25 protein-coding genes are annotated in these 25,938 nt (G+C 73.8%); 13 read left to right on the top strand and 12 right to left on the bottom strand.

Annotated elements, in window-relative coordinates; all coding sequences use genetic code 11:
* Positions 1 to 133: 133 nt before the first annotated feature.
* Complete coding sequence (locus ACPU2J_RS28095) at positions 134 to 1,333, top strand: saccharopine dehydrogenase family protein (RefSeq protein WP_420079056.1); 1,200 nt, start codon at positions 134 to 136, stop codon at positions 1,331 to 1,333.
* 7 nt (positions 1,334 to 1,340) lie between these two features.
* Here ACPU2J_RS28095 and ACPU2J_RS28090 read toward each other — a convergent pair whose 3' ends face one another.
* Entirely contained in the window at positions 1,341 to 2,021 is a 681-nt protein-coding gene (locus tag ACPU2J_RS28090) for an endonuclease V (RefSeq protein ID WP_420079057.1), read from the bottom strand.
* Positions 2,022 to 2,046: 25 nt separating this feature from the next.
* Here ACPU2J_RS28090 and ACPU2J_RS28085 point away from each other — a divergent pair, with 25 nt between their 5' ends.
* Entirely contained in the window at positions 2,047 to 2,346 is a 300-nt protein-coding gene (locus ACPU2J_RS28085; RefSeq protein ID WP_365071606.1) for a YciI family protein, read from the top strand.
* Positions 2,347 to 2,446: 100 nt separating this feature from the next.
* Here the strand turns inward: ACPU2J_RS28085 and ACPU2J_RS28080 are convergent, their stop codons facing one another.
* The gene (locus ACPU2J_RS28080) at positions 2,447 to 3,541 is read right to left on the bottom strand and encodes a WD40/YVTN/BNR-like repeat-containing protein (RefSeq protein ID WP_420079058.1); all 1,095 of its coding nucleotides are present in this window, start codon (positions 3,539 to 3,541) and stop codon (positions 2,447 to 2,449) included.
* 343 nt (positions 3,542 to 3,884) lie between these two features.
* Between ACPU2J_RS28080 and ACPU2J_RS28075 the strand changes: the two genes are divergently transcribed.
* The 3 genes from ACPU2J_RS28075 (at position 3,885) to ACPU2J_RS28065 (ending at position 7,399) form a co-directional block, all read left to right on the top strand.
* Positions 3,885 to 4,301 (top strand): SsgA family sporulation/cell division regulator, encoded by a 417-nt coding sequence (locus tag ACPU2J_RS28075; protein ID WP_361593346.1) that lies wholly within the window; start codon positions 3,885 to 3,887, stop codon positions 4,299 to 4,301.
* Between the two features lie 217 nt (positions 4,302 to 4,518).
* Positions 4,519 to 6,159: an ABC-F family ATP-binding cassette domain-containing protein gene (locus ACPU2J_RS28070; RefSeq protein ID WP_420079059.1), complete on the top strand. Its 1,641-nt coding sequence runs from the start codon at positions 4,519 to 4,521 to the stop codon at positions 6,157 to 6,159.
* Positions 6,160 to 6,427: 268 nt separating this feature from the next.
* Entirely contained in the window at positions 6,428 to 7,399 is a 972-nt protein-coding gene (locus tag ACPU2J_RS28065) for an acyl-ACP desaturase (protein ID WP_420079060.1), read from the top strand.
* 132 nt (positions 7,400 to 7,531) lie between these two features.
* On the opposite strand, the gene ACPU2J_RS28060 is transcribed toward ACPU2J_RS28065, so the two are convergent.
* Together ACPU2J_RS28060 and ligD are read right to left on the bottom strand one after the other, a co-directional pair.
* Positions 7,532 to 7,774, bottom strand: coding sequence for a WhiB family transcriptional regulator (locus ACPU2J_RS28060; protein ID WP_365070599.1), 243 nt, complete (start codon positions 7,772 to 7,774; stop codon positions 7,532 to 7,534).
* 72 nt (positions 7,775 to 7,846) lie between these two features.
* On the bottom strand, positions 7,847 to 8,866 hold the full coding sequence (gene ligD, locus ACPU2J_RS28055; protein ID WP_423834262.1) for a non-homologous end-joining DNA ligase: 1,020 nt from the start codon (positions 8,864 to 8,866) through the stop codon (positions 7,847 to 7,849).
* Positions 8,867 to 8,941: 75 nt separating this feature from the next.
* Here ligD and ACPU2J_RS28050 point away from each other — a divergent pair, with 75 nt between their 5' ends.
* A complete protein-coding gene (locus ACPU2J_RS28050) occupies positions 8,942 to 10,018 on the top strand; it encodes an ATP-dependent DNA ligase (RefSeq protein WP_420079062.1) in 1,077 nt (358 codons plus the stop codon).
* Between the two features lie 15 nt (positions 10,019 to 10,033).
* Here the strand turns inward: ACPU2J_RS28050 and ACPU2J_RS28045 are convergent, their stop codons facing one another.
* Complete coding sequence (locus tag ACPU2J_RS28045; protein ID WP_420079063.1) at positions 10,034 to 11,449, bottom strand: NAD(P)/FAD-dependent oxidoreductase; 1,416 nt, start codon at positions 11,447 to 11,449, stop codon at positions 10,034 to 10,036.
* A 203-nt stretch (positions 11,450 to 11,652) separates the two neighbouring features.
* Here ACPU2J_RS28045 and ACPU2J_RS28040 point away from each other — a divergent pair, with 203 nt between their 5' ends.
* Positions 11,653 to 12,063 carry a hypothetical protein gene (locus ACPU2J_RS28040; protein WP_420079064.1) on the top strand — a complete coding sequence of 137 codons (411 nt, stop codon included), beginning with the start codon at positions 11,653 to 11,655 and terminating at the stop codon, positions 12,061 to 12,063.
* Between the two features lie 59 nt (positions 12,064 to 12,122).
* On the opposite strand, the gene ACPU2J_RS28035 is transcribed toward ACPU2J_RS28040, so the two are convergent.
* Positions 12,123 to 13,127 (bottom strand): NAD(P)/FAD-dependent oxidoreductase, encoded by a 1,005-nt coding sequence (locus ACPU2J_RS28035; protein ID WP_423834261.1) that lies wholly within the window; start codon positions 13,125 to 13,127, stop codon positions 12,123 to 12,125.
* A gap of 65 nt (positions 13,128 to 13,192) precedes the next feature.
* Between ACPU2J_RS28035 and ACPU2J_RS28030 the strand changes: the two genes are divergently transcribed.
* Both ACPU2J_RS28030 and ACPU2J_RS28025 read left to right on the top strand, forming a co-directional pair.
* Complete coding sequence (locus ACPU2J_RS28030) at positions 13,193 to 13,822, top strand: helix-turn-helix domain-containing protein (protein ID WP_420079066.1); 630 nt, start codon at positions 13,193 to 13,195, stop codon at positions 13,820 to 13,822.
* Positions 13,819 to 14,310: an NUDIX domain-containing protein gene (locus ACPU2J_RS28025; RefSeq protein WP_420079067.1), complete on the top strand. Its 492-nt coding sequence runs from the start codon at positions 13,819 to 13,821 to the stop codon at positions 14,308 to 14,310. Before ACPU2J_RS28030 ends, ACPU2J_RS28025 begins: the two co-directional genes overlap by 4 nt.
* Before the next feature lie 117 nt (positions 14,311 to 14,427).
* On the opposite strand, the gene ACPU2J_RS28020 is transcribed toward ACPU2J_RS28025, so the two are convergent.
* The 4 genes from ACPU2J_RS28020 to ACPU2J_RS28005 all read right to left on the bottom strand — a co-directional run bounded on the left by ACPU2J_RS28020 (position 14,428) and on the right by ACPU2J_RS28005 (position 19,724).
* A complete protein-coding gene (locus tag ACPU2J_RS28020) occupies positions 14,428 to 15,084 on the bottom strand; it encodes a GOLPH3/VPS74 family protein (RefSeq protein WP_420079068.1) in 657 nt (218 codons plus the stop codon).
* A 125-nt stretch (positions 15,085 to 15,209) separates the two neighbouring features.
* Positions 15,210 to 17,306, bottom strand: a complete 2,097-nt coding sequence (locus ACPU2J_RS28015) for an MDR family MFS transporter (RefSeq protein ID WP_423834260.1) — start codon at positions 17,304 to 17,306, stop codon at positions 15,210 to 15,212.
* 60 nt (positions 17,307 to 17,366) lie between these two features.
* Positions 17,367 to 18,722, bottom strand: coding sequence for a 6-phospho-beta-glucosidase (locus tag ACPU2J_RS28010; protein WP_423834259.1), 1,356 nt, complete (start codon positions 18,720 to 18,722; stop codon positions 17,367 to 17,369).
* 126 nt (positions 18,723 to 18,848) lie between these two features.
* A complete protein-coding gene (locus ACPU2J_RS28005; protein ID WP_399816964.1) occupies positions 18,849 to 19,724 on the bottom strand; it encodes a helix-turn-helix domain-containing protein in 876 nt (291 codons plus the stop codon).
* Positions 19,725 to 20,058: 334 nt separating this feature from the next.
* On the opposite strand from ACPU2J_RS28005, the gene ACPU2J_RS28000 reads away from it, so the two are divergent.
* The 3 genes from ACPU2J_RS28000 (at position 20,059) to ACPU2J_RS27990 (ending at position 22,524) form a co-directional block, all read left to right on the top strand.
* A complete protein-coding gene (locus ACPU2J_RS28000) occupies positions 20,059 to 20,736 on the top strand; it encodes a helix-turn-helix domain-containing protein (protein ID WP_365070577.1) in 678 nt (225 codons plus the stop codon).
* Positions 20,737 to 20,800: 64 nt separating this feature from the next.
* The gene (locus tag ACPU2J_RS27995) at positions 20,801 to 21,358 is read left to right on the top strand and encodes a toxin-antitoxin system, toxin component (RefSeq protein ID WP_365070575.1); all 558 of its coding nucleotides are present in this window, start codon (positions 20,801 to 20,803) and stop codon (positions 21,356 to 21,358) included.
* Positions 21,355 to 22,524 (top strand): MAB_1171c family putative transporter, encoded by a 1,170-nt coding sequence (locus ACPU2J_RS27990; protein ID WP_389074846.1) that lies wholly within the window; start codon positions 21,355 to 21,357, stop codon positions 22,522 to 22,524. Before ACPU2J_RS27995 ends, ACPU2J_RS27990 begins: the two co-directional genes overlap by 4 nt.
* 9 nt (positions 22,525 to 22,533) lie before the next feature.
* Here the strand turns inward: ACPU2J_RS27990 and ACPU2J_RS27985 are convergent, their stop codons facing one another.
* Together ACPU2J_RS27985 and ACPU2J_RS27980 are read right to left on the bottom strand one after the other, a co-directional pair.
* The gene (locus ACPU2J_RS27985; RefSeq protein WP_361593380.1) at positions 22,534 to 23,313 is read right to left on the bottom strand and encodes a hypothetical protein; all 780 of its coding nucleotides are present in this window, start codon (positions 23,311 to 23,313) and stop codon (positions 22,534 to 22,536) included.
* A gap of 89 nt (positions 23,314 to 23,402) precedes the next feature.
* Complete coding sequence (locus ACPU2J_RS27980; protein ID WP_420079072.1) at positions 23,403 to 23,978, bottom strand: hypothetical protein; 576 nt, start codon at positions 23,976 to 23,978, stop codon at positions 23,403 to 23,405.
* A gap of 158 nt (positions 23,979 to 24,136) precedes the next feature.
* On the opposite strand from ACPU2J_RS27980, the gene ACPU2J_RS27975 reads away from it, so the two are divergent.
* Positions 24,137 to 25,849: a protein kinase domain-containing protein gene (locus ACPU2J_RS27975; protein ID WP_420079073.1), complete on the top strand. Its 1,713-nt coding sequence runs from the start codon at positions 24,137 to 24,139 to the stop codon at positions 25,847 to 25,849.
* Positions 25,850 to 25,938: the final 89 nt, after the last annotated feature.

The following is a 25,938-nucleotide window of genomic DNA, read 5'->3' as shown; positions in this document are numbered from 1 at the left end:
GCGGCCGGGGGCGCCGTCCTCTTCCCTCCCCCGCCCCCTTCACGGCTTCCCCGCACGTCCCGGCCCACCTGCCCGCACGTGCGGCCGGGCGGCGCGCTAGCCTCGGCCCACCACACCCCCCGGAGGAGCTCCCATGAACGCAACGGTTCCGCAGGACCGCGCCGAACGGCCCTACGACGTGGTGCTCTTCGGCGCCACCGGGTTCGTCGGGGAGCTGACCGCCGAGTACCTCGCCGCACACGCCCCCGACGGATTCCGCTGGGCCCTCGCCGGCCGGGACCCCGGCAAGCTCGAACGGCTGCGTGAACGCCTCACCGCCGCCGACCCGGCGTGCGCGTCCCTGCCGCTGCTGCGCGCGGACGCCCGCGACGCCGACGGCGTGCGCGAACTGGCCGCGTCCACACGGGTGCTGGCCACCACGGTCGGTCCGTACGTCTGGTACGGCGCGGAGCTGGTGGCCGCCTGCGCCGCAGCGGGCACGGACTACGTGGACCTGACCGGGGAGCCGGAGTTCGTGGACCGCATGTACGTCGAACACGACGCGCGGGCCCGGGAGACGGGTGCCCGGATCGTCCACGCCTGCGGCTTCGACTCGATCCCGGCCGACCTCGGTGCCTGGTTCACCGTCCTGCAGCTGCCCGAGGGCGTGCCCCTGACCGTCGACGGCTTCGTCCGGTCGAACGCCCTCTTCTCCGGCGGGACCCTGGCCTCCGCCCTCACCGCGATCGGCCGCGGCCCGCAGACGCTGGCCGCCGCGCAGGCCCGCCGGCTGCACGAGCCCCGCCTGCCGGGGCGCCGGGCACGCGGGCCCGTCGGTGCGCCCCGGTTCAGCCGCGAGACGGGGACCTGGGCGCTCCCGCTGCCCGTACTGGACCCGCGGATCGTGGCCCGGTCGGCGGCGGCGCTGGAGCGCTACGGCCCCGACTTCCGCTACCGCCACTACGCCTCGGTACGGCACCTGCCCGTCGCGCTCGGCGGTACGGCCGCACTGGGCGCCACCGCCGCCCTGGCGCAGGTGCCGGCGGCCCGGCAGTGGCTGATGGACCGCTGGGAGCCGGGCCGCGGCCCGGACGCGGAGCGGCGCGCGCGCAGCTGGTTCAGCGTGCGGTTCGTCGGCGAGGGCGGCGGCCGTCGCGTGTTCACCGAGGTGTCGGGCGGCGACCCGGGCTACGGGGAGACCGCCAAGATGCTCGCGGAGTCGGCGCTCTGCCTCGCCCTCGACGCGCTGCCGGACACCTCCGGGCAGGTGACGACGGCCGTGGCGATGGGCGACGCCCTCCTCACCCGGCTCCGGAAGGCGGGGATCACCTTCCGGGTGGCCGACGCGCGCTGAGACCGGGTCAGGAGACCGCCTCCCGCAGCGCCCTGCGGCACAGGGAGTCGGCGTGCCGGGTGGTCTCCGGGATCCGGAACCGGGGGCTCAGGGCCAGGGCGTGCGCGCAGGCGTTGTCCAGCGAGACCCGGTGTCCGACGGAGACGTAGACCGGCTTGATCCCGTCCTGCGTGCGCAGGGCCCGGCCCACCTCGGTCCCGTCGGCGGCGCGCAGCGCGGCGCTGTCCCCGCGCCGGGCCCCGGGCTCGTCGTGGGTGAAGGTGAACGGGTTCTTCGCGACGCCGACGGCCGGGAGCCCGGTGACCACGCCGAGGTGGCAGGCGAGGCCGAAGCCCCTGGGGTGGGCGAGGCCGTAGCCGTCGCAGACGACCAGGCCGGGCGGGGTGCGCAGGGAGTCGAGGGCGGCCAGCAGGGTGGGCAGCTCACGGAACGCCAGCAGGCCGGGCACATAGGGGAAGCTGACGTGTCCGACGGCGGTGGCCTCCTCGACGACCTCCAGCGTGGCGGCATCGAGCACCACGGCCGCGGCGGCCACCAGGTCGCGCGCGTCGTCGTAGGCGACGTCCACGCCCGTCACGAAACCGCCGCCGGGCGGCGGGCCGGTCTCGGACAGCACGACGCGGGGGCGCAGTTCGTCCTGTATCGCTCGGGCTTCGGCCTCGTCGGCGGGGGTCTTCACTCGGGTCATGGTGAGCGAGGGTAGCCTGGCGATCATGTTCGTCATGGAGCTCGCCTACACCGCGCCGATCGAAGCCGTCGAGGAACACATGGACGCGCACTTCGCCTGGCTGGACGGCCACTACGCCTCGGGCGTGTTCCTCGCGTCGGGGCGCAAGGTCCCGCGCGACGGCGGCATCGTCCTGGCCGCCGGGGTGTCCCGGGCCGAGATCGAGAGGATCGCGGCCGAGGACCCCTTCGCCGTGGCGGGCGTCTGCGCCTACCGCATCACCGAGTTCATCGCGTCGAGGACCTCGTCGGACCTGGCCGCGGTCCGGGAGAACCCGGCCGTGTAGGACCGCTGTCGGGGTCTCCCGGGGCGCTGGGAACCACCCGTCCGGGGTCGTCCGGAGCACCCCGGACCGGGAGCCGGCCGGCGGCCGGCTCCCGGGGCGGTCAGCGGCGTTCCAGCCGGGCCACCCGGCCCTTCTCCCCCGCCGCCCAACAGCCGGTGTCCGCCGCGCAGTCGACCGTGTCGTACGAGCCCGCGTCGAAGGGCCGCCAGGTACGGCCCCCGTCCGTCGTCACGTCCGTGCCGGTGGGCCCCACGGCCAGGGCCGTCGCCCTGCTGTACGGGTACCAGGCGGCGCCCGAGCGGTACGCGGGCGGCGGCGTCGCCGCCGGGCGCCAGCTGCGGCCCCCGTCGGTGGAGACGGCGGCGGCCTGCGGGGAGGCCTGCCCGGAGCGGTAGTCCCCGCCGACCGCCAGTCCCCTCGTACGGTCCTTGAAGGCGAGGGCGAAGACCCCGCGCGCCGGGTCGCCCGCCGGGACGGTGGACTCCGCGACCCGCCAGGTCAGTCCGCGGTCCGCGGAGTGCAGGACCCGGGCGGTCGCGGCGCCGCCCGTGGCCAGCCAGACGTCCCGCGGGCCCGCGCTCACCAGGCACTGGCCGCTCGCCGCGAAGCCGGCCTCGCCGGGCAGCGCCTCGGGCATGCCGCCGGAGGGCAGTACCCGCCAGGAGCGGCCGCCGTCGGAGGTGGCCAGGATGCGGAACCGGCCGTCCACCGGATCGCTCATGGCGAGCCCGTGCCGGGCGTCGAAGAAGGTGAGGCAGTCGTAGAAGGCGCGCGGGTCGGTGTTGCGGAAGGCCTCGGTCCAGGTGGCTCCGCCGTCCTCGGTGCGCAGCACCCGGGAGGCCTCGCCCTCGCCGATGGAGAGGGCCACCGCCCGCCGTTCGTCGAAGGCCTCGATGTCACGCAGTTCCAGCCGCTCCGCGACCGCGGCGGGCGGGGAGACGTCCTGCCAGGTACGGCCGCCGTCGCGGGTGCGCAGGACCGTTCCGCCGCTGCCCGCGACCCAGGCCGCGGTGCGGCTGACCGCCGCCAGCCCGCGGAAGCGGGAGGTCGTGCCGGTCTCCTTCGGTGCCCAGGTGGCGGCCCATGAGCCGGCCCCGCCCGACGCCGGGAGCGAGGGGTCGGCGGCGGCCGGCACGGGGGCGTCCGCACGGGCGGCCCCGGCCGTCACCCCCACCGCCAGGATTGCCGCGCACATGCCAATTCCCAGATCGCGAAGTCTCATGGCGCGGGAAGCTAACGCACCCCGGACCCCCCGTCCAGGGCGCCTCCGCGAGGGCCGCCCCGAGCCCCGCGTTGCGCCTGTGGAGTGAGCGGGAACCGGCCCTTCTGCGCGTGTGGGACCGCGTCCGCGGGCCGGCGCCCGCCTTCGGGCGCCACCGCGCACCCGGTCACTCTGTGCGATCGCACGGTAAGGTTCAGGCCAGTCGGTGACACAGCTCACGCAACCGCCTGTGCACGGATTTGCCGATTCCCGCGTCTATCGGGTTGCCGGACCCCACCCAGGGTCCGGCAGCAGATCCGCCGCAAGGGAGTGAGCCTTGATCACTGTCATCGAGCAGGCCGCACAGGCCCGCCTGGTTGCCACCGCGCCTAAGGTCGAGACCGTTCCCGTGACCCTCTGCTACGACCGTGCGGATCCGTTCGCCGTGCGCATGGCCTTCCCCGCCCCCGCCACGCTGGAGGGCGTCGAGGTGTCGTGGACCTTCTCGCGCGAGCTCCTGGAGTCGGGCCTGGACCGCCCGTCCGGCTTCGGCGACGTGCGGGTGCGCCCGTACGACGTGGACCGGACGACGATCGAGTTCCACGCGACGGAGGGTGTGGCGATCGTGCTAATGCTGACGGCCGAGCTGCACCGGTTCCTGGAGCGGGCGGCGGCCGTCGTCCCGCCCGGCCTGGAGCACCTCTACCTGGACATGGACCACAGCCTCGACCGGCTCATGCGCGGCACCTGCTGACCACCACCCGCCCGCGCTCCGCAGTTAATTCGATTGCGGGTGGCCACGACCGCCCGTAGTTTCGTCGACGCCCCATCGCCGTCGAAACGGAGCAGGACGTTGCTCTTCTGAGGTCCGAGACACCGACCACCGCGACCCGTCACCACCATCGCGCCTCTCCGAGGGCGTCGGCTGTCTCCCCGCGTTGCACGCACACTCACGCAACCTGGAGGCCTCCATGAGTCACACCCCTGCATTCATCACCTGCTCCGCCCTGTCCTTCGACTGGCCCGACGGCACTCCCGTGTTCGACGGGTTCCAGCTCGCCGTGGGACCCGGACGCACCGGCCTGATCGGCCTCAACGGCAGCGGGAAGTCCACCCTGCTGAAACTGATCGCGGGTGAACTGACCCCTTCCGGGGGCCAGTCGTCCGTCGTCGGCACGGTCGGCCACCTCCCGCAGAACGTCACCCTCGACACCGCACTGCGGGTCGACGAGGCGCTCGGCATCCGCGCCACCCGCACCGCCCTGCACGCCATCGAGGCGGGCGAGGCCACCGAGGCCAACTTCGCCGCGGTGGGCGACGACTGGGACGTGGAGGAGCGGGCCCTGGCCACGCTCGACCAGCTCGGTCTCGCACGGATCGGCCTGGACCGCACCGTCGGCGAACTGTCGGGCGGCGAGTCGGTACTGCTGCGACTGGCCGCCCTGCTGCTCGCCCGGCCCGACGTCCTCCTGCTGGACGAGCCCACCAACAACCTGGACCTGCGCGCCCGGGGCCGCCTGTACGCGGCCGTGGAGTCGTGGACCGGGGTGATGCTCCTGGTCAGCCACGACCGCGAGCTGCTGGAACGGGTCGACCAGATCGCCGACCTGCGCGACGGCGAAGTCCGCTGGTACGGCGGGAACTTCTCCGACTACGAGCAGATGCTCGCCGCCGAACAGGACGCGGCCGAACGGATGGTCCGGGTCGCGGAGGCCGACGTACAGCGGCAGAAGCGCGAACTGTCCGACGCACAGGTGAAGCTGGCGCGGCGCAAGCGGTACGGCCAGAAGATGTACGAGACCAAGCGCGAGCCGAAGATCGTCATGGGCGCCCGCAAGCGCGCGGCCCAGGAGTCGGCGGGCAAGCACCGCATCATGCACGCCGAGAAGCTGGCGCAGGCGAAGGACCGCCTGGACCAGGCGGTCGAAGCGGTGCGCGACGACGACGAGATCCGGATCGAACTGCCCGCCACCCTGGTCCCGCCGGGGCGGCGCGTCCTGACCCTGAGCGACCTGCGACTGCCCCACGGGGCCGCCGTGCGCGGTGAGTGGGAGCTGCGCGGGCCGGAGCGGATCGCCCTGGTGGGGCGCAACGGCTCGGGGAAGACCACGCTGCTGCGCACGATCGCGGGCCTGCTCGCACCGGAGTCGGGCACGGCCGAGACGCACGTGACCACGCGTTTCCTGCCGCAGCGCCTGGACGTCCTGGACGAGGACAGCTCCGTCGTGGAGAACGTGGCACGGTTCGCGCCACAGGCCACGAACAACATGATCCGGGCGCGGCTGGCCCACTTCCTGTTCCGGGGCGGCCGGGCGGACCGGCCGGCGGGCACCCTGTCGGGCGGCGAGCGGTTCCGGGCGGCGCTGGCGGCACTGCTGCTGGCGGAGCCCGCGCCGCAGCTCCTCATGCTGGACGAGCCGACGAACAACCTCGACCTCGCCAGCGTGCGGCAGCTCACGGCCGCGCTGGACTCGTACGCGGGCGCGCTCGTGGTGGCCAGCCACGACGTGCCGTTCCTGGAGTCGATCGGCATCACCCGCTGGCTGCTGCTGGACGGCGACCTGCGCCCGACCACGGCGGAGGAGGTCCGGGAGACGCTGTGGGAGGACTGACCACATCCGGCCGGACCCTCGGCTGATCCGGTGGCCCGGCCGGCTCCGAAATCACCTGGTGCCGGGGACGCTGCTGACCGCAGCGTCCCCGGCACCGGCTTTTTCGGGGCCTTCCTTGGCCAGGCATGGCCGTCCCAAACTGCATAGATAACCGGACGTAACCGGGCGTAGCAACCGTCGGGGCTTGGCTGGCCTTGATGTCGCGCTTAACCTACGTTTCCGTAGGCTACGGAACCGTAGGTAATTCGCTTTGCACCCAGGAGTACCCGTGACGATCACCTCTCCCCACCTCGGCAGCTCGGAGGCGTGGACCGACGCCAAGCTGCTGTACGCGCTGGAAGAAGTGGTCGAGAAGGAGCTCAACCGGCACCTGAAGGTGACCAAGGACTGGATGCCGCACGAGTACGTCCCGTGGAGCGACGGCCGGAACTTCCCGGGCTTCTTCGAGGACGGCGAGGCCTGGGACCCGCAGCAGTCCAAGGTCACCGACATCGGCAAGATCGCGCTGGTCGTGAACCTGCTGACCGAGGACAACCTGCCTAGCTACCACCACGAGATCGCGACGCTGTTCGGCCGCAACGGCGCGTGGGGCACCTGGGTGCACCGCTGGACGGCCGAGGAGGGCCGCCACGGCATCGTGATGCGCGACTACCTGCTGGCCTCGCGCGCCGTGGACCCGGACAAGCTGGAAGCGTTCCGGATGCAGCACATGTCGGAGGGCTTCGAGTCCGACAACCGCCACTCGATGCTGCACTCGGTGGCGTACGTGGCCTTCCAGGAGCTCGCCACCCGCATCTCGCACCGCAACACCGGCCACCAGTCGGGCGACCCGGTCTGCGACCGGATGCTGGCGCGCATCGCGCAGGACGAGAACCTGCACATGGTCTTCTACCGCAACCTGCTGGGCGCGGCCTTCGAGCTCGCGCCGGACCCGACCATGGAGGCCGTGCGGGACGTCGTGGTCAACTTCCGGATGCCCGGCCACGGCATGCCCGGCTTCGAGCGCATGGCCGCCCAGATGGCCATCGGCGGCGTCTACAACCTGCGGATCCACCACGACGACGTGCTCGCCCCGGTGCTCCGCTTCCTGAAGGTCATGGACATCGACGGCCTCGGGCCCGAGGGGCAGAAGGCGCAGGACGAGCTCGGCCTGTTCATGAACGGCCTGGACTCCGAGGCCAAGAAGTTCGACGAGCGGCTGGCCGCCCGCGCCGCCCGCATGGCGGCCCGGAAGGGCTGACACCGCCGGGCCCACCGGGCCCGACCTCTCGCCTCCGCTTCCCGCCCGCTCGGGCGGGCGGCCCCGATCACCCTGGCCGAGCCACGCTCGGCCAGGGTCTTCGCGTTCCGGCCTCGTCGCGGGCGGCCGGTGTCAGCGGCGGCGCAGGGCCAGGCGTTCCGACTCCGACAGGCCGCCCCACACGCCGAAGCGCTCGTCGTTCGCCAGGGCGTACTCCAGGCAGGCCGCCCGTCCCTCGCACGCCCCGCACAACCGCTTCGCGTCACGCAATGAGGATCCCGGCTCCGGGAAGAAGAAGCCCGGGCCCGTCTGGGCGCACAGGGCGAGTTCGTACCAGGCGGTGTCAGTGGTGGCGGCAGTGGTGTTCATCGACATGCCGCTGAGCCTGGCCGCCGCCGATGGACGTCCGATGGACAACTGATCAACACCCCGCCCGGCCGGTCCGCGTCAGCCCTCGCGCCGGGCCCGGCTGGGCTGGACGCGCTTCGGTTCGCCCGGCACCTTCGGGTAGTCCGGCGGGTACGGCATGTCCCCCAGGCCGTGGTCGTGCTCGTGCCGGTCCGCGAGCTCCAGTACGGCGTCCAGGGTGAAGGCGTGCTCGTCCATGTCGGCGTGCAGGTCACCCAGCTCGGCGAAGCGGGCCGGCATCGTCACGATGTCGAAGTCGCGCGGCTCGACCTCGTCCAGCTCTTCCCAGCGCAGCGGTGCCGAGACCGGGGCGTGCGGGCGCGGGCGGACGGAGTAGGCGGAGGCGATCGTGCGGTCGCGGGCCGTCTGGTTGTAGTCGACGAAGATCCGCTCGCCGCGCTCCTCCTTCCACCAGGCGGTCGTGACCTTGCCCGGCATGCGCCGCTCCAGCTCCCGGCCGAGGGCGATGGCACACCGGCGGACCTCGGTGAACGTCCATCGGGGCTCGATCGGGACGAAGACGTGCAGCCCGCGTCCGCCGGAGGTCTTCGGCCAGCCGCGCAGACCCAGCTCCTCCAGGAGGGTGCGCAGCTCGTGGGCGGCGGCGACGGCGTGGTGGTAGTCGGTGCCGGGCTGGGGGTCCAGGTCGATGCGCAGTTCGTCGGGCCGGTCGGTGTCGTCGCGGCGTACCGGCCAGGGGTGGAAGGTGAGGCAGCCGAGGTTCGCGGCCCAGAGGACGGCGGCCGGCTCGGTCGGGCAGATCTCGTCGGCCGTACGGCCGCTGGGGAAGGCGATGTGGGCGGTCGGGATCCAGTCGGGCAGGTTCTTCGGGGCCCGCTTCTGGAAGAAGGACTCGCCGTCGACCCCGTCGGGGAAGCGCTCCAGGGTCGTGGGCCGGTTGCGCAGGGCGCGGGTGATGCCGTCCGCGACGGCCAGGTAGTACTCGGCGACCTGCCTCTTGGTGAGGCCGCGCTCGGGGAAGTACACCTTGTCCGGATTGGACAGCCGCACCGTCCGCCCGGCGGCCTCCAGCTCGATCGCATTGCCCGCAGCACCCATGTGCGCCACGGTAGGCGGGCCCGCCCGCAGGCGCATACCGGGCGGAGCCGGACGTACCACCGCAGAATCATGTGCATGGACCTGCCGGTGATGCCGCCCGTGAAGCCGATGCTCGCCAAGTCCGTGGCGAAGATCCCGCCCGGCATGCAGTACGAGGCCAAATGGGACGGCTTCCGGGCGATCGTCCACCGCGACGGCGACGAGGTCGAGGTGGGCAGCCGCACCGGTAAGTCGCTGACCCGGTACTTCCCCGAGCTGGTGGAGGCCCTGAAGGCGAATCTGCCGGGCCGCTGCGTGGTGGACGGCGAGATCGTGATCGCCCGCGACGGCCGTCTGGACTTCGACCGGCTGACCGAGCGGATCCATCCCGCCCGGTCCCGTGTCGATCTGCTGGCTCGGACGACCCCCGCCAGCTTCGTCGCCTTCGACCTGCTCGCGCTCGACGACGAGGCGCTCCTCGACACCCCGCTCGCCGAACGCCGCACCGCCCTGGTCGGCTCCCTGTCCACCGCTCGTCCCCCCGTCCACATCGCGCCCGCGACCACCGACCCCGCGCTCGCGCAGGAGTGGTTCGAGCGGTTCGAGGGGGCGGGACTGGACGGGGTGATCGCAAAGCCCCTGGATCTCCCCTACCGGCCCGACGCCCGCCTCATGTACAAGATCAAGCACGAACGTACCGCCGACGTCGTCGTCGCGGGTTTCCGTTTCCACAAGAGCGGTCCGATTGTCGGATCGCTGCTGCTCGGGCTGTACGACGACCACGGAACGCTCCAGCACGTGGGGGTGTGCGCCGCCTTCCCGATGAAGCGCCGGGCCGAACTCGTGGAGGAACTGGCCCCCCTCCGGATGGCCGACCCCTCCGGGCACCCGTGGGCCGGCTGGGCCGAGGAGGCCGCGCACGAGAGCGCCCGGCTGCCGGGCGCTCAGAGCCGGTGGACGGGCAAGAAGGACCTGTCCTGGGTGCCACTGCGCCCCGAACGGGTGGTCGAGGTGAAGTACGACCACATGGAGGGGGACCGCTTCCGGCACACCGCGCAGTTCCGGCGCTGGCGCACCGACCGGACCCCGGAGAGCTGCACCTACGCCCAGCTGGAGGAAGTGGTCGGCTACGACCTCGCCGAGGTCCTCGGTCCCGCGGCCGGCCCCGCCTGACCGGCGTCACGCGGTTCAGCCCGCCGTGAGCTTCTCCCACTGCTCGCGGTCCGGGCCCGCCTCGTGCGGGGCGTAGTCGGGCCGGGCCGCCAGCCAGCGCGCGACCCTGGCCCGTACCTCCGGATCGGCGTAGGCCCGCGCGGGCGGCTCCGCCAGGTGCCGGACCCGTGCGCGGGCCCGCATCACCTCGGGGTCCTCCAGCGCGCACTCGAAGAGCGCCGCCACCTCGCGGGCGGCCCCCGTCCGCCCGGCCCGGTTCGCGAACCGTTCGCCGATCGCCGCGTCGGCGGCCACCTGGAAGTCGAACCAGGGCTTCAGGACGCGCTCCGCCCACGCGTGGTGGTCGCGGGCGTAGCTGGCCGACCCAGGATCCCGGTGTGCCGTACGGGCCACCCTGCGCGCCGCCCACAGGGCGAGGGAGACGCCCTGACCCAGCGTCGGGTTGGTGTGCGTGATCGAGTCCCCGACCGGCACCAGCCCGGTCACCACCGGCCCGTGCTCGTCGACCAGCGCGCTCCACCGGTTGTCCAGGCCCGCCGCGGCCAGGACGCCCGACAGCGGCTCGGCGCCCAGGGTCAGCCAGGCCTCCCCCGGGGCGAAGGAACGGGCCGCCCGCTCGAAGACCGCCGGGTCGCGCAGGGCCGAACGGGTGGGGTCCGCGGTGTGCACGAAGAGGGTCACGGCGAACACCCCGTTGTCGGCCGGGAACACGGCACACCCGGCGAAGGGCCCGCCGGTCACCGCCCACGGCCTGCGCGGCCCCTCCTCCACGCCCGCCGGCAGCCGGTACCAGCGGCAGAAATAGGCGAGCCCCGTACGGTGCCGTTCGACGACGGGCGGCCGGCAGCCCACGGCGCCGAGCCTGCGCTCGATGCCCCCGCGCCGCCCGGCGGCGTCGACGACGAGGTCGCCCTCGTGGCCGGAGGCCGGCGTGGTCACCCCGGCGACCCGGATCCCGGAACGGCCGTCCGGCCCCGTGTCGGCTGCCGCCGGGGCCGTGATCAGCCCGGTCACCTGCTCCCCGTACCGCAGGACGGCCCCGGGCTCCGCGCGCAGCGCCGTCGTCAGCGCGGTCTCCAGCACGATGCGGCGGGCCTGGACCATGACGAGGTCGTCGTCGCCGGGCGCGGCGGGCGGACGGACGTCGAACCAGTCGAGCTCGTGCCGTTCGCGGGCGCCGAGCCGCAGCATCTCCGCGTACACGTCGGGCAGGTCGTCCCGCAGGACCGCGCGCGCGGCGCCGAGCAGCGTGTGCGGCTGCGCGGCCTGGGGCACGGTCGGCCGGCGCCAGCCGAAGAAGTCCCGGTCGAGGGCGGCGCCCGGGGCGCGCGCGTCGCGCTCGAACAGTTCCGCCGTGTGTCCCCGCCGCACCACGAGCAGGGCGGTGGCCAGACCACCGACACCTCCGCCGATGACCAGCACATGAGCCATGGAGCGTCTCCCCGATCCGTCGGACCGTATGACGGTCGTACCGCCCAGAGCCTGCACGGCACGGAACCGCCCGAAACCCGTACATCCATGCGATATCGGCCTACTCGTTCGACTACCCCCCACCTCGCCGGGCTGGAGGACCACGGCGGGGCACCGGATGCGGCATCCTGGTCGGCCCCTGCGCAGCCGACGAAGGAGACCCCGTGTCCCACCCGCAGCCACCCACCCCCGAGCAGCACCTGGCCTCCGCCAAGCGGGGGCTCGGCCTGCCGGTCATCGTCGCCATCTGCGGTTCCACGCGCTTCATGGACGAGATGACGGAGGCGGACCTCCGGGAGACCGCCGCCGGCCGGATCGTCGTCCGCCCGGGCTGCAACATGAAGGAACCGCACGCGCTGTGGGGCGACCCGGCGGAAGCGGCCGGCCTGAAGGCGCGGCTCGACGAACTGCACCGCGCGAAGATCCGCCTCGCCGACGAAGTGCTGATCGTCGGCCACTACATCGGGGACTCCACCCGCTCGGAGATCGACTACGCCCGCGCCCAGGGCAAGCCGGTCCGGTACACGCACCCAGCGGTCGACCCGTACGGCGGCGGCGCGGACGCAGCGCCCTGAGCCCCTCGACCCGGCGCACACCGCACACGACGCCACGCGACGCCACGCGACCGGAAGCCCTACCGGCCCGGGACCGGCCCCGGGGTCCCGTCGGTCCCCGCGGCCCGGTGGTGGTCCAGGGCCCGGCGGGCCTGCTCCTCGATCAGGTCGGCGTTGAGGGCGGCCGCCGCGCGGACCCCCTGGGCGGCGGCGCCGACGACCTTCTCCATCGGAGCGGTCACGTTGCCCGCGAGCCACACCCCGGGCAGGGCCGTCGCGCCCGTCTCCGGATCGGAGGCCACGCAGGTCCCGAGCACCCGGCCGTCCCGTTCCACGGCGACGGACGGCAGGCCCAGCGAGGTGAGCACCCCGGCGCGCGCGGTGAAGCGCGGGGCCACCACCAACGCCGCGCACGCGACGGCGGCGCCGTCGGCCAGGGTGACCCCGGTCAGCCGGTCGTCCTCGACCGTGAGGCCGGACACCTTCCCGTCGACGACCTCGACCCCGAGGGCGGCCAGCAGCTCCCGGTCCTCGTCGCCCGGCGTCCAGCCGTGGGCCAGCAGGACGGTCCGCCCGGTCCACTGGTGCCAGAGCTGCGCCTGGTGGAGGGCGAGGGGGCCGTCGGCCAGGACGGCGATCCGCTGCCGCCCGACCTCCCAGCCGTGGCAGTACGGGCAGTGCAGCACGTCCCGCCCCCAGCGCTCCGCGAGGCCCGGGACGTCCGGCAGCTCGTCGACCAGCCCGGTGGCCACCAGCAGCCGCCGCGCCCGGACGGTCGAGCCGTCGTCGCAGCGGACCCGGAAGTCCCCCTCGGGCAGGCGGTCGGCGGCGATCGCCGTGCCGCGCCGGATCACCCCGCCGTAGCCGGACACCTCGGCGCGCCCCTTGGCCAGCAGCTCCGCCGGGCTCTCGCCGTCGTGGCCGAGGTAGCCGTGCATGTGGGCGGCGGGGGCGTTGCGCGGACTGCCCGAGTCGACCACCAGGACCGAGCGGCGGGCCCGGACGAGGGTGAGGGCCCCGGAGAGGCCGGCGGCGCCGCCGCCGACGACCACCGCGTCGTACGTCTCTTCGCTTGCGTTGTCCATGTCTGCGAGGGTCTGCCCCCACGAGCGGTTTGACAAATGCTCTTGCCGAAGCGGCAAATGGAGTCATGGCCGACGATCAGCAGGGCTCCGGCCCGGACGAGGACCTCGCCGACGTGCTCACCGCCGTCGGCCCGCGCCTGCGCGCGCTGCGCCGGCAGCGCGGCACCACGCTGGCCCAGCTCAGCGAGGCGACCGGCATCTCCCTCTCGACGCTCTCCCGGCTGGAGTCCGGCCGCCGCCGGCCGACGCTGGAGCTGCTGCTCCCGCTGGCCCGGGCGCACCGGGTGGCGCTGGACGAGCTGGTCGGCGCGCCCGAGACCGGCGACCCCCGGGTCCGCCCGAAGCCGTTCGTCCGTCACGGCAGCACCTACGTGCCGCTGACCCGCCACTTCGGCGGGGTGCACGCCTTCAAGCAGATCCTGCCGCCCGTCGGGGGCCCCGTGGTCCTTCCCGAGCTGAAGGTCCACGAGGGCTACGAGTGGCTGTACGTGCTCTCCGGGCGCGTCCGGCTGCTGCTCGGCGAGCACGACCTGGTGCTGGGCCCCGGCGAGGCCGCCGAGTTCGACACGCGCACGCCGCACGCCTTCTTCAACGCCGGTCCGCAGGCGGCGGAGTTCCTCAGCCTCTTCGGGCCCCAGGGAGAGCGGATCCACGTCCGCGCCCGGCCCTCCACTCCACCGGAAGGACGTCCATGACCACCCCCGAAACCCGCCGCGAGCGGGCCGTGCCGCAGCCGAACGCCGTCGTCGGTGTCGGCCTGGTCGTCGTCGGCCCGGACGGCCGCGTACTGCTCGGCCAGGCCCATGACGGCCGCTGGGAACTGCCCGGCGGGAAGGTCGACCCCGGGGAGGGCTTCGAGGAGGCCGCCGCGCGGGAACTCGCCGAGGAGACGGACCTGCGGGTGGCCCCCGAGGACGTACGGGTCCTCTGCGTCCAGATCGGCATGCAGCCGGGGCTCACCCGCCTGACGGCGGCCGCCGTGACCACCTCCGCCAAGGGCGTTCCGGCCGTCACCGAGCCCCACAAGATCGCCCGGTGGGAGTGGTTCGCCCCGGCGGAGATCCCGGAGGCCCTGTACGCGCCCTCGGCGGCCGTGCTGCGTGTCTGGCGCCCGGACCTCCGGAGGCTGCCACACGTCCCGTCGTACGACTACCCGACGGCGGGCCCGGCCACGACCGGCTGACGCCGACGGGACGGGCCGGGCCTGTGGGACGGGCTCGCCGTCCCACAGGCTCCGGCCGGACCGACCGACCGGCTGCCGGCCCCGCCGGTCGGGGCCCGGCCGCCGGCACGACAGGACCTAGCTGACCGCCGCGGCCGTTGCCGCCGTCGCGGCCAGCATCGCCACCTGCACGTCACGGATGGCCGCGCGCACCGCGTCGGCCGCCCACTCGCCCGCCGCTATCTCGCCCGTCCGGGCCCGCAGTTCGGCGGGGCGCCGGCCGGGGAAGGCCAGCCGGTGCAGCTTCGCGGAGTGGATGAGGGCGACGAGGGCCGCCGTCCGCTCGTCCGGCTCCGCGTCCCCGAGGACGACGGAGTCGAGCCGTGCCCGCAGGGCCCGTTCGACCGTGCCGTCGGCCTCCGGGTAGCGCCGGACCGGGAACAGGCCGAGCACCTTGTGCCGCTCCTCCACCACCAGCCCGCGCGCGGTCAGGCTCTCCAGCGTGGCCGTGACCGCCCTGCTGTGCTCCCTGGTCAGCCAGTCCGTCACCCGCCGCCGTCGGCCCCGCAGCCAGGTCTCCAGCGCGGCGAGCCGGGCGTCGAGCAGCGCGTCACCGGTGGATTCGGTGCTCGTCAGCTCAAGGTGCTTGCCGGAGACCGCGATCCGCTCCGCGAGGACGAGCTCGACCAGCAGCCCGCCGGCGACGGCCCAGCCGACCGCCTGGCGCTGCCGTGCCGCCCCGGACTCGTCCTCCAGGCAGAGCAGCGTGATCTCCTCGGCCAAAGTGATTTCCATGTTTTCCATCCGCGTCGCCCCCGAGGTTCGAACTTACTGTCCGTTAGACGGACCCCGTTCGGCGGAAGTTCCGATTCCGCAGGCTGGGCGCCGTCTTTCCGTCGGGGCCGGGCCGGCGCCGCGCCCTACTCCCGCCCGGCGTCCACCGGGGCGAAGGTGCCCTCCCTGAGGTCCTCCGCCAGCAGTCGCTTGGCGATCGCGTCGGCGGCCACCCGCAGCTCTGCGCTCCGCGGCCGTCCCCGGTCCTTCTCCAGCCGATCGCCGAGCCACCGGGCCCAGGCCGCCGAGATGACGCCCGCCTCCCGCTGCCCCGCGCCCGTGAGCGAGAGGAAGTGGTCCTGCCGCGTCAGGTAGCCCTCCTCCACCATCCGGTCGAAGACGGGCAGCAGTACCTCCGGCGGGACGCACCGCCGGTGGGCGATCAGCCCGAGGCTGGCGTGGCCGACCGTCCGGGTGAGCATGTCCACCTGCATCACGGCCCAGGCGCCGCCCATGTCCAGCCGGGTGTCCGAGCCGAAGACGATCGCCCGGGCCTCCTCCGGCCCCATGTTCCGGATGAGCTTGCCGACCGCCAGCTCCAGCAGCTTGGCGGAATCCCCGGAGGCCGTCGCGGGCGATCCGAAGCCGTCGCCCATGTCCGTGGAGGCGGCCCGCGCGCTGTCGCGCAGCTTGACCTGCTTGAGGAAGAGCCCGACCACGAAGCCGGCCAGCGCCACCGGAACGGTCCACAGGAACACGGTGTGCAGGGCGTGCGCGTACGCGTCGACGATCGGGCCGGCCGCCACCGGGTCGAGGTCGTGGACGCCCTCGGGACTGGAGGCCGCCCGGGCCAGTTGCTGCGGGTCCTCACCGGTGAGCCGGGCCGATTCGGCGACGCCCGCCTCCAGTGCGGGCCCGAGGCTGTTGGCGTAGATGGTCCCGAAGACGGCCGTGCCGAAGGCGCTGCCGAGCGTACGGAAGAAGGTGACGCCGGAGGTGGCGGTGCCGAGGTCGGCGTAGTCGACGGTGTTCTGCACGGCGATGGTCAGCACCTGCATGGACAGGCCGATGCCCGCGCCGAGCACGAACATGTACAGGGACTCAAGGAGCGAGCTCGTCCCCGGCTGCATCCGCGACAGCAGGTACAGGCCGACGGCCGTGATCAGGTTGCCGACGATCGGGAAGATCCGGTACCGGCCGGTCCTGCTGGTGACCGTCCCGCTGAACACGGAGGCGAGCAGCAGGCCGAAGACCATGGGCAGGGTGCGGACGCCCGAGATCGTGGCCGAGTCGCCGTCGACGTACTGCAGGTAGGTCGGCAGGAAGGTCATCGCCCCGAGCATCGCGAACCCGACGATGAAGCTGAGGACGGAGCAGACGGCGAAGACCGGATTGCGGAAGAGCCGCATCGGCAGCATCGGCTGGGCCGCGCGGGTCTCCGCCAGGCAGAACAGCACGAGGGCGACCGCTCCGCCCGCGAACAGGCCGATGATCACCGGCGAGTCCCAGGCGTACTGGTTGCCGCCCCAGCTGGTGGCGATGATCAGCGCGCTGGACCCGATCGCGACGAGGGCGATGCCCAGGTAGTCGATGACGGGGCGGCCCTCGGCGCGCACCGACGGGATGGTGCGGGCCGCGGCGATGACGACGAGGACGGCGACGGGGACGTTGACGTAGAAGCACCACCGCCAGGTCAGCGCGTCCGTGAAGAACCCGCCGAGCAGCGGTCCGATCACGGTGGCGACGCCGAAGACGGCCCCGATCATGCCCTGGTACTTGCCGCGTTCGCGCAGCGGCACCACGTCGGCGATCAGGGCCATGGCGGTGACCATCAGTCCGCCGGCGCCGATGCCCTGGACCCCGCGCCACAGGATCAGCAGGGTCATGTAGGCGGACAGGCCGCACAGGAACGAGCCGCTGATGAAGACGACGGCGGAGATCTGGAAGATCAGTTTGCGGCCGAAGAGATCGCCGAACTTGCCGACCAGGACCGTCGACACGGTCTCCGCGAGCAGGTAGGAGGTGACCACCCACGACATGTGGTCCCCGCCGCCCAGGTCCGCCACGATCGTGGGCAGCGCGGTGCCCACGATCGTCTGGTCGAGGGCAGCGAGCAGGACTCCCAGCATGATCGTGCCGAAGATGACGTTGCGGCGCCGCCGGTCCACCACGGGGGGCGGGGACAGGGCGGCGGGAGCGGTGGTCACATCTCGCACTCTCACAGCCCGTCCGGCGCCCCGCATGCGGCACTGGGCCGTCCGGGCGGCTGTCCGCGCGACCGTCCGGGTGGCCGCGCGAAAGGGTCAGCGCAGGTGGGCCAGGCCCGGGTGGGCGGCCGCGTAGCCCTCCACCAGCCGCCGGGCGACGGCCACGGAATCGACCAGGGGGTGCAGGGCGAACGCCTTCACCGCGTCAGCCCGGGAACCGCTCGCGGCGGCGGCCAGCACCTCGCGCTCGACCGCCTTGACGGCCGTCACGAGCCCCACCGCGTGCAGCGGCAGCGGCGCGACGCCCGCCGGGTGGGCGCCGTTGGCGTCGACGAGGCAGGGCACCTCGATGACCGCCTCCGCGTCCAGGACGGACAGGGTCGAGCCGTTGGGGACGTTCAGGATCAGGGTGGCCCGCTCGTCCCGGGCGATGGCACGCATCAGCGCGAGCGCCACCTGCTCGTAGCCCCCCGACTCCAGGTCGCTCTCCTCGCGCTCGCCCGCTCCGGCCGCCTCGCGGTTCTCGGCCATGTACGTGGCCTCGCGCTCGGCCCGGGTCCGGTCCCAGGCGGCGAGCGCCGCGCCGGGCGCGAGGCCGGGCCGGCCGGCCTCCTCGTAGAAGCCGCGCTGCTGGTCGCGCAGGAAGGCCCCGCGCGTCCGCTCCGCCTCCCGGTAGGCCCGTACGGTGTCCCGGTTGAAGTAGTAGTAGTGCAGGTACTCGTTGGGGATCGCGCCGAGCGAGCGCAGCCACTCGGCACCGAAGAGCCGCCCCTCCTCGAAGGACTCCAGCGCCCCGGCGTCGGCCAGCAGCCGCGGCAGCTCGTCCCGGCCCGCGACGCGCAGCCCGCGCACCCAGCCCAGGTGGTTGAGCCCGACGTAGTCGATCCAGGCCTCCTCGGGCCGGGCCCCGAGCACGCGGGCGATGCGGCGACCGAGGCCGACGGGCGAGTCGCAGATGCCGATCACCCGGTTGCCGAGCTCCTCGGCCATGGCCTCGGTGACCAGTCCGGCCGGGTTGGTGAAGTTGATGACCCAGGCGTCGGGGGCGGCACGGGCGATCCTTCGGGCGATCGCGCGGGCCACCGGGACGGTCCGCAGCCCGTAGGCGACCCCGCCCGCGCCCACCGTCTCCTGGCCGAGGACCCCCTCCGCCAGGGCGATCCGCTCGTCGGCGGCCCGCCCCTCCAGGCCGCCGACGCGGATGGCGGAGAAGACGAAGTCGGCGCCGCGCAGCGCCTCGTCGAGGTCGGTGGTGGCCGTGACGGCCGGGGCGTCGGGGAGGCCTGCCGCCTCGGCCTGGCCTGCGAGGACCCGGGCCATGGCGGAGAGCCGCGCCGGATCCTCGTCGTACAGCGCCACGTGGGACACCCTGCCCTCGGCGCGGTCCCCGAGCAGTGCTCCGTACACGAGCGGCACCCGGAAGCCGCCCCCTCCGAGGATCGTCAGCCGCACGCCCCTACCGCCCTTCGCCCGTGCCCGTACCGATGCGGGTGCCGGTGCCGGCCCCGAGTCCCGTGCCACGATCGGTGACATCGGGTGCCCGGCGCACCCCCGCCCGCACCAGTCTGCCCCGGGCGGTCACTCCCCCAGCGGCGGCACGGCGCGCAGCCTGGCGCCGCCCTGCTGGTACGTCCCCGCGCCCGCTCCGTGGACCGGGGCCGAGGGCACGCCCTGCGGGGCCGAGAGGATCAGGGTGATGCGGGTCAGGCCCATCTCGTCGAGCATCCGGCTGGTTTCCGCCACCATGCGGCAGCGTACGAGGCCCCACCGCGGGTCGGGGTGACGCACGGTGCGCACCGCCCCGTCCTGCTCGGCGGCCTCGGCTCCGTTCCTGCTCAGCCAGTGGGGCACGCCGTAGCGGTAGGCCGCCTCCATGAAGGGGTCGCGGGCCACCTCCTGGCGGATGCTGCGCAGGCCCTCGTCCTCCGGGAACTCGGCCAGGGCGGCCGCGAAGCGGGCGAGCAGGGGCACGCACCAGGCGGGCTCGTGGTCCTCCAGCACGGCCGCGGCGTCCGGGTGGAACAGCACGAAGCGCAGGAAATTGTCGTCCGGCAGCGCCGTCGGGTGCGGGCGCACGGTCTGGAAGAGCTGGTCGAAGGCCGAATTGGTCAGCGCCACGTCCCAGCGGTGGTCCACCAGGAAGCTCGGGTACGGCACGGACTCCATGAGGGCGGCGTAGTCGCAGAGGTAGTCGCGCTGCGCCGGGTCCTCGGGGAGGCGGTTCTCCTCGGAGGCGCGCCAGGTGGGCGGCGGGTCGCGGTCGACCATGACGCGGAACAGCCAGAAGCACTGCCGCTCGCTCATCTCCAGGGCCTCGGCCAGGGCGAGCAGCTTGCGGTCGGTCCACTCCTTGACCAGGCCGCGTTCCCAGTTCCCGTACGCGCGCACGCTGATGCGCAGTCGCGCGGCCACGTCCTCCTGGCTCAGGCCCAGTTCTTCGCGGCGCTGGCGCAAAATCTCCTTGCGCCGTTCGGACCGCACCGCACCGCGTGCGGACTCCTCGCCCGCCAGGCGTTCTTCACCGGCTCGGACGAGCCCATCGGACGGGCCCACCGCTGCGAGATGTGGCACTGAGAGCTCCCCCTCCTCCGGTCTGGATCTTCATTTCCGTGTGGCGATCCTGCTACCGACTTCATTCGAGTGTCAACTATTGTGGCAATTCCAGCCTCTTGACAGCTCATTCCCGCCACAGCTGTGGCACGTTCTAGCCCTTCTGGGCGAGAGCGGATAGATTCCAGGGGCCGACCATGTGCCGTAACCGACTTCGCGCGATCTAGGAGAACCACTGGTGACAGACGGCTTCCCGGCTCCCGTCGCGGTGGCCGACGCACCCCTGGCAGCGACCGTCGCCCGCGTCGCCGAACTCGCCGGCAAGATGGGCCGCGACCTGGGCCAGGTCTTCGACCTGCGACGCCTCTCCGAGGCCTCCGGCGTGCCCGCGGACGTGGTGAAGACCCTGCTCGACGGCCGGCCCGCCGGCGAGCCCGACCTGCAGGCCCGGTTCCTCCAGCGACTGGACCTCCTGCGGCGCACCCGTGTCAAGCCGAACGGCCGCCGCTACACCCAGCAGGAGATCGCCGACGGCGCCGGCATGTCCCGGCAGCAGGCAGGGGCGCTGATCAACGGCGATCGCCGCCCCACCATGGAACACTGCGACGCGATCCAGCGGTTCTTCGGAGTGCACGCCGGATTCCTCACCGCACACGACGCCGACGCCCTCACCGATGCCCTCCAGCGGACCGAGCAGCAGCTCCTCCAGGACTTCGCGGGGCGCGCCCGGGAGACCGTCCCCGGCGTACCGGCCGCGACCGCCTCGGCCGGTGATCCGCTGGCGAGACTCCTGCAGAACCACGGCGTCCGGGGCATCGCCTGGCGTGCCGCACAACTCCCCAGCGACAAGCACCGCGACAAGGTGACCGAATGGCTGGACATGCTCCTCGAAAGCGTAAAACCGAATGAATCCTGACCCAGTCGAAAGTCTGGGTCTGATCCTTGAGTCCTGATCCGGATCCGCGCCGACGGGGAGAACGGTGAGCATAGGCAGAGAGCAGCGGCGGTTGTGCGGGGAGCTGGTGGCCGGGATCCGGCTCACCGCACCCGTGGAGCCCATGGACCTCTACGCTGCCCTCTGCGAGGGCATGAGCAGACACCGCGGCCGCCGGGTGGACTTCCGGATGGCCTCCTTCCCCGCCCACACGGCCAGCGGACTCTGGCTGGACATGGCGGACCGCGATCTCGTCGTCATCGAGGAGCGCACCGCGCCCGACCACCAACTGGTCATCCTCGGTCACGAGTTGTGGCACATGAAGGCGGGCCACTGCAGCCACCACGTGGACGGTGCCGCCGTGGCCGCCCGGCTGCTGTCCGACGAGGCCGACATCGGCGAGACCGTACGCCGCGTCGCCGCCCGCACCCGCGCCGACGTGGCCGAGGAGACCGAGGCCGAGACCTTCGGCTTACTCCTCGGCAGTCGCTGCCGGAACTGGCTCGCCGGGGCGGCGCACCACCGGGCTCCGGTACAGCGCGACCAGTTGGCGGGCCGGATCGAGGCCTCGCTGGGCTACAGGGGGCTGAGGAAAGACCGTTGACCGGCGAGGACTACTACATTCCGGCGGCCGCGATGGCGGTCGCGCTCGCCTTCAAGGTCCCGGCACTGCGGCACAACTGGCGCGACCCGCTCCTCCGTTCGGTCGTCGCCCTGCTGACCCTCGCGGGAGCCGTCTTCGCCTTCGCCGCCCCGCCCACCATCGCGGCCGTCAACCGCGCCACCGGGATCGCCAACTTCTCGGCCCCCCTGGTCTACTGCCTGATCACCGCCTTCAGCGCCTCGTGCCTGGTCCTGATGGTCAACTGGCGCGGCGGCGAACCGGAACAGACCCGTCGCACCTCACGCCGCTGGATCCTCGGCTACAGCCTCGTCATCGTCGCCGTCGTCGTGCTGTTCACCCTCGGCGACACCCCCGTCGAGCGGCTGCGCGACTTCGACACCCACTACGCCAACACGCCCTACATCGCGCAGATGATCGCCCTGTACCTGCTGGCCCACCACGTGGCCGCGGTCGTGATGGTGTCCCTGTGCTGGCGCTGGTCCCTCCAGGTCCGCGGCTGGCTCCGGGTCGGCCTGGTGATCATCGTCATCGGCTACCTCTTCAACCTCGCCTACGACGCCACGAAGATGACCGCGGTCGCCGCCCGCTGGTTCGGCGGCAACCTCGACGACCTCAGCACCTACGCCGCTCCGCCCCTTGCCTCCCTCGGCGCGTTGATCAGCGCGGTGGGCTTCGTCGTCCCGCTCGTCTGCCAGCGGCTCTCGGACCACTGGCAGACCTGGGCGACGTACCGCAGGCTCGGCGCCCTGTGGCAGGAGGTGCAGATCGCCGCGCCCGCCGGCACCCCCTCGGTGCGGATGGCCTGGTGGTCGCCGGCCGAACTGCGCGTGATCCAGCGCGAGTCCGACATCCACGACGGCTTCCTGCACCTCGGCCCCTACTTCGACCAGGACCTGCGCGACGGCGCGTACGGCGACGCCGTCGCCCACGGGGCCGACGAGGACACCGCGCGCGCGGTCGGCGACGCCGCCATGGTCGCGGCGGCCGTGCGCGCCCGCTCCGCGGACCCCGAGGGCCGCGCCGTCGGGGAGGACGACGAGGTCCCGGTGGACCCCGCCGACGGGCCGCGCGACCTGCTGCGGATCTCCCACGCCCTGCGGAACTCCCCCGTGGTGCAGGAGGTCCGGCGCAGGGTGACCGTCTGACGGGTGCGCTCAGCGGCCCGCGGCCGCCACCGTCGCCTTCGGGAACAGGTCCTGGAACGGCCCCGCCGAATCGAGTCCGGCCCGCCCGTAGGGGGCATCGAAGCTCCACACCATGAACAGCAGGAAGACGATCAGCGCGCTGAAGAGTCCGGCGAGCAGCAACTCGCGCCCGGAGCGCCGGATCTGCAGGGTGAAGATCAGGCCGACGGTGACCACACCGCCCACCAGCAGCCCGAACCAGACCACGCCCGGCAGGGTGGACTCCGAGCTCTGCGTCCGCGAGTGCCGGGCCTCGTCCGCCGCCGCGATGTGGTCCAGCAGCGGCTGGTAGGCCTGCGCCTGGAGTTCGTCCGCGGGGCTCTGGTGGGTGACGGAGGTCCGCAGCCTGCCCAGCAGCGCGCCGCCCTCCGACGAGGCGCTCTCACCCGAGGTCAGCAGCGGCCAGTCCACGGCCACGGTGTGGGCGACGTACGCGTCCACCTCACCGCGGATCCGGTCGCGGACCGGCGCCGGATACACGTCGGCGCGCTGGGTCACCTCGTACAGGGCCTGGGCCTCCCGGCGGACGCTGTCCTCGGCGGCACCGCGCGCCTCCCAGACACCCGCGATGGCCAGGCCCAGCACGATCGCGTAGACCACGCCCACCATCATCGTCATGTACTCGATGACGTCGGGGGTTTCGCTGGTGTCCTCGTCGTCGGCGGCCCGGCGGTGCCGGATCGCGGTGAAGGCGAGGACGAGGGCGCAGACGAGCGCCATGGCGATGGCCAGGACCAGCCATTCGGACACGAGGGTTCTCCCGGTGGAGTCGGTGGGACGGTGGGTCGGTGCGACGGCCCGCGGGGGTCTGCGGGGTCGGTGGGGCGGGCGGGGCGCGGTCAGCCGCGGCTCTTCGAACGCGGGCGCAGGGCCGCCGCGGCCAGCACGGCCGGGGTGGTGACGACGACCATCAGGGTCACCGTGGACATCCCGCCCGGGCTGCGCCGCTCCAGGGCCACCGCACGGTACGGGCGCACGGCGAAGGCCCTCGCGGGCGCGGCGGGAGCCGCCCGGGCCGGGGCGGGGGCCGCGTCCGGCTCCTCCCGCGCCGGCGCCGGGCTCTCCGGTGCGGGCGCCGGATCCGCCCGTGCGGAACCGGCCGGCCCAGCGGGCGCCACGGCGCCGGCGGCGGACGGCGGCGTCGACGGCCGCGCGGAGGGGTCCCCGGTGGCGGCCCGGGGTCCGGGGCCGGTGTGGCGGACGGTCGGCAGCTCGATGCCGGGCACCACGACCCGTACCGAGGGCCGCCCGGACGGGGGCGCCACCGGACTTCCCGGGCGCCCTCCGGGCACGCACAGGTCGACGCGGGCCCCGTGGCCGTGGCCGTGGCCGTCGCCCGCGACCGCCACATGGCCGTGCAGCGGGCAGAGCGCCGCCACCAGCCCCGCCCCGGCGAAATACTGCCACGCGGTCACCTCGCGTCCTCCGAATTCCGCAGCAGAGACGAACGCTGCGTCTGAAGAAACGATCAAGGCATGACTTCGACACGCGAAGCGGCCCGAAAGGCGGCCCGGCCGCGCTGCCGGACACGCCGCCGGCCGCGTCGTCCGCGACGATGCGGCATGATGTCGCCATGGTCACCGAGGGGGAGAACGCCCGTCTGATCGCCGGGCGTTACCGGCTGGATGCCAGACTCGGACGCGGCGGCATGGGCGTCGTGTGGCGCGCCACCGACCTGTTGCTCGGCCGGAACGTCGCCGTCAAGGAAGTGGCGGCCGACCCGGCGCTCTCCGAGGAGGAGGCCCGGCGCCGGCGCGAACGCACGCTGCGCGAGGCCCGTGCCGCGGCGCAGCTGGGCCACCCCCACATCATCGTGGTGCACGACGTCGTCGAGGACGGCGAGCACCCGTACATCGTCATGGAGCTGGTCGAGGGCGGCTCCCTCGCCGACCGGCTCGCCGCCGCCGGGCCCGTGGAACCGGCCGAGGCCGCACGGATCGGCCTCGCGCTGCTCGGTGCCCTGCGGACCGCGCACACGGCGGGTGTGCTGCACCGTGACATCAAGCCGGCCAACGTCCTGCTGGAGGAGCCGGGCGGGCGGGTGGTCCTCACCGACTTCGGGATCGCGCAGGTGGCCGGCGCGACGACGCTGACGGCGACCGGGGCCTTCGTCGGCTCGCCCGAGTACACCGCGCCCGAGCGGATGGCGGCGCGCACGCCCGTGGGTCCGGAGTCCGACCTGTGGTCGCTGGGGGCCCTGCTGTGCGCCGCGGTCAGCGGCGCGTCGCCGTTCCGGCGCGACTCGTTCGCCGGCGTGCTGCACGCCGTGGTGTACGACGAGATCAGACCGCCCGCCGCGTGCGGGCCGCTGCTCCCGGTGGTACGGGGCCTGCTCGCACGCGATCCCGCCGTACGGCTCGACGCGGAGCGGGCGCAGGAGATGCTGGCGACGTACGCGGACCCCGGGCGGGGGAACGCCCCGACACGGCTCGACGCCCGGCAGCCCTCCGGGGGCGCCCCGGCGGCCCCGCCCGCGCCGGCACCCGCTCCCGGACCTGCCCCGGCCCCGGCTCCGGCTCCTTCCCCGGCTCCGGCCCCCGCGCCGGTGACGGCCTCCGAACCCACCCGCGGCAACCCCGGCCGGCACCGGCCCGTGGCGGCGCTGGTGGCGGGCCTGCTGGTGGCAGCGATCGCCGGAGCGGGCCTGTCCGCGGCGCTGCTGACGAACGGGGAGGAGCGCGGGGGCCGGCCGGCGGACGCGAAGGGGGCCGCCCCGTCCGCGTCGGTGCCGGCCGGCACGACCACGACACATCCCGCCAGCACGGGCGCCCCGCCCCCCGGCCTCCCGGTGGCGGTCGGCGCGACCTCGGCCCCCGACCTCCCGACGTCGGTCGGCGGGGCGCCCGCGGGCTACCGGACCGTCCAGGACCCGGCCGGCTTCTCGCTGGCCGTCCCCGAGGGCTTCACGCGCAGGGCCGAGGGACCGCGGATCTTCTACCTGTCCCCCGGCGAGACCTTCCGCATCGGCATCAAGGTGACCGAGCCGGAATCCGGCGGGCCGCTGGCCGTGCACCAGCGCGCGCACGCCAGGGGCGCGGCGAACAACCCCGGCTACCGCAACGCCTCGGTGGCGTCGGCCACGCACAACGGACGGGACGCGGCCCTGTGGCTGTTCACCTGGGACGGCTTCTCGGCCGCCGAGGGGCCGCGGCACACCCGTGACCTGTGCTGGGAGGAGGACGGCCGGCTGTACGACGTGTGGGTCTCGGCGCCGGTCGCGCAGGCCGAGGAGGCACGGGGCTACCTCGACACCGCGCTGCGGACCTTCGTACGGACCGGTGGCTGAGCAGGGGGGACGGCGGCCGCGGGGCAGGGCCCGGACACGCCGCGGGGGCGCGGCCAGGGAAGGGATCCCGGGCCGCGCCCCCGCGTACG

It is taken from the genome of Streptomyces manipurensis, from assembly GCF_049570255.1.
In the GTDB taxonomy this organism is placed as follows: Bacteria; Actinomycetota; Actinomycetes; order Streptomycetales; family Streptomycetaceae; genus Streptomyces; species Streptomyces manipurensis.
The sequence above is the reverse complement of the archived record's forward strand: the minus strand, read 5'-3'. Positions and strand labels throughout refer to the sequence as shown.

Bases quoted from the DNA above. Each gene is read 5' to 3' on its own strand.
- ACPU2J_RS28020 (WP_420079068.1), bottom strand. From the start codon at position 15,084: ATGGAAATCACTTTGGCCGAGGAGATCACGCTGCTCTGCCTGGAGGAC.
- ACPU2J_RS28035 (WP_423834261.1), bottom strand. From the start codon at position 13,127: ATGGACAACGCAAGCGAAGAGACGTACGACGCGGTGGTCGTCGGCGGC.
- ACPU2J_RS28070 (WP_420079059.1), top strand. From the start codon at position 4,519: ATGAGTCACACCCCTGCATTCATCACCTGCTCCGCCCTGTCCTTCGAC.
- ACPU2J_RS28080 (WP_420079058.1), bottom strand. From the start codon at position 3,541: ATGTGCGCGGCAATCCTGGCGGTGGGGGTGACGGCCGGGGCCGCCCGT.
- ACPU2J_RS28045 (WP_420079063.1), bottom strand. From the start codon at position 11,449: ATGGCTCATGTGCTGGTCATCGGCGGAGGTGTCGGTGGTCTGGCCACC.
- ACPU2J_RS28090 (WP_420079057.1), bottom strand. From the start codon at position 2,021: ATGACCCGAGTGAAGACCCCCGCCGACGAGGCCGAAGCCCGAGCGATA.
- ACPU2J_RS28095 (WP_420079056.1), top strand. From the start codon at position 134: ATGAACGCAACGGTTCCGCAGGACCGCGCCGAACGGCCCTACGACGTG.
- ACPU2J_RS27975 (WP_420079073.1), top strand. From the start codon at position 24,137: ATGGTCACCGAGGGGGAGAACGCCCGTCTGATCGCCGGGCGTTACCGG.
- ACPU2J_RS28050 (WP_420079062.1), top strand. From the start codon at position 8,942: ATGGACCTGCCGGTGATGCCGCCCGTGAAGCCGATGCTCGCCAAGTCC.
- ACPU2J_RS28060 (WP_365070599.1), bottom strand. From the start codon at position 7,774: ATGTCGATGAACACCACTGCCGCCACCACTGACACCGCCTGGTACGAA.
- ACPU2J_RS28025 (WP_420079067.1), top strand. From the start codon at position 13,819: ATGACCACCCCCGAAACCCGCCGCGAGCGGGCCGTGCCGCAGCCGAAC.
- ACPU2J_RS28085 (WP_365071606.1), top strand. From the start codon at position 2,047: ATGTTCGTCATGGAGCTCGCCTACACCGCGCCGATCGAAGCCGTCGAG.
- ligD (WP_423834262.1), bottom strand. From the start codon at position 8,866: ATGGGTGCTGCGGGCAATGCGATCGAGCTGGAGGCCGCCGGGCGGACG.
- ACPU2J_RS28015 (WP_423834260.1), bottom strand. From the start codon at position 17,306: ATGCGGGGCGCCGGACGGGCTGTGAGAGTGCGAGATGTGACCACCGCT.
- ACPU2J_RS28030 (WP_420079066.1), top strand. From the start codon at position 13,193: ATGGCCGACGATCAGCAGGGCTCCGGCCCGGACGAGGACCTCGCCGAC.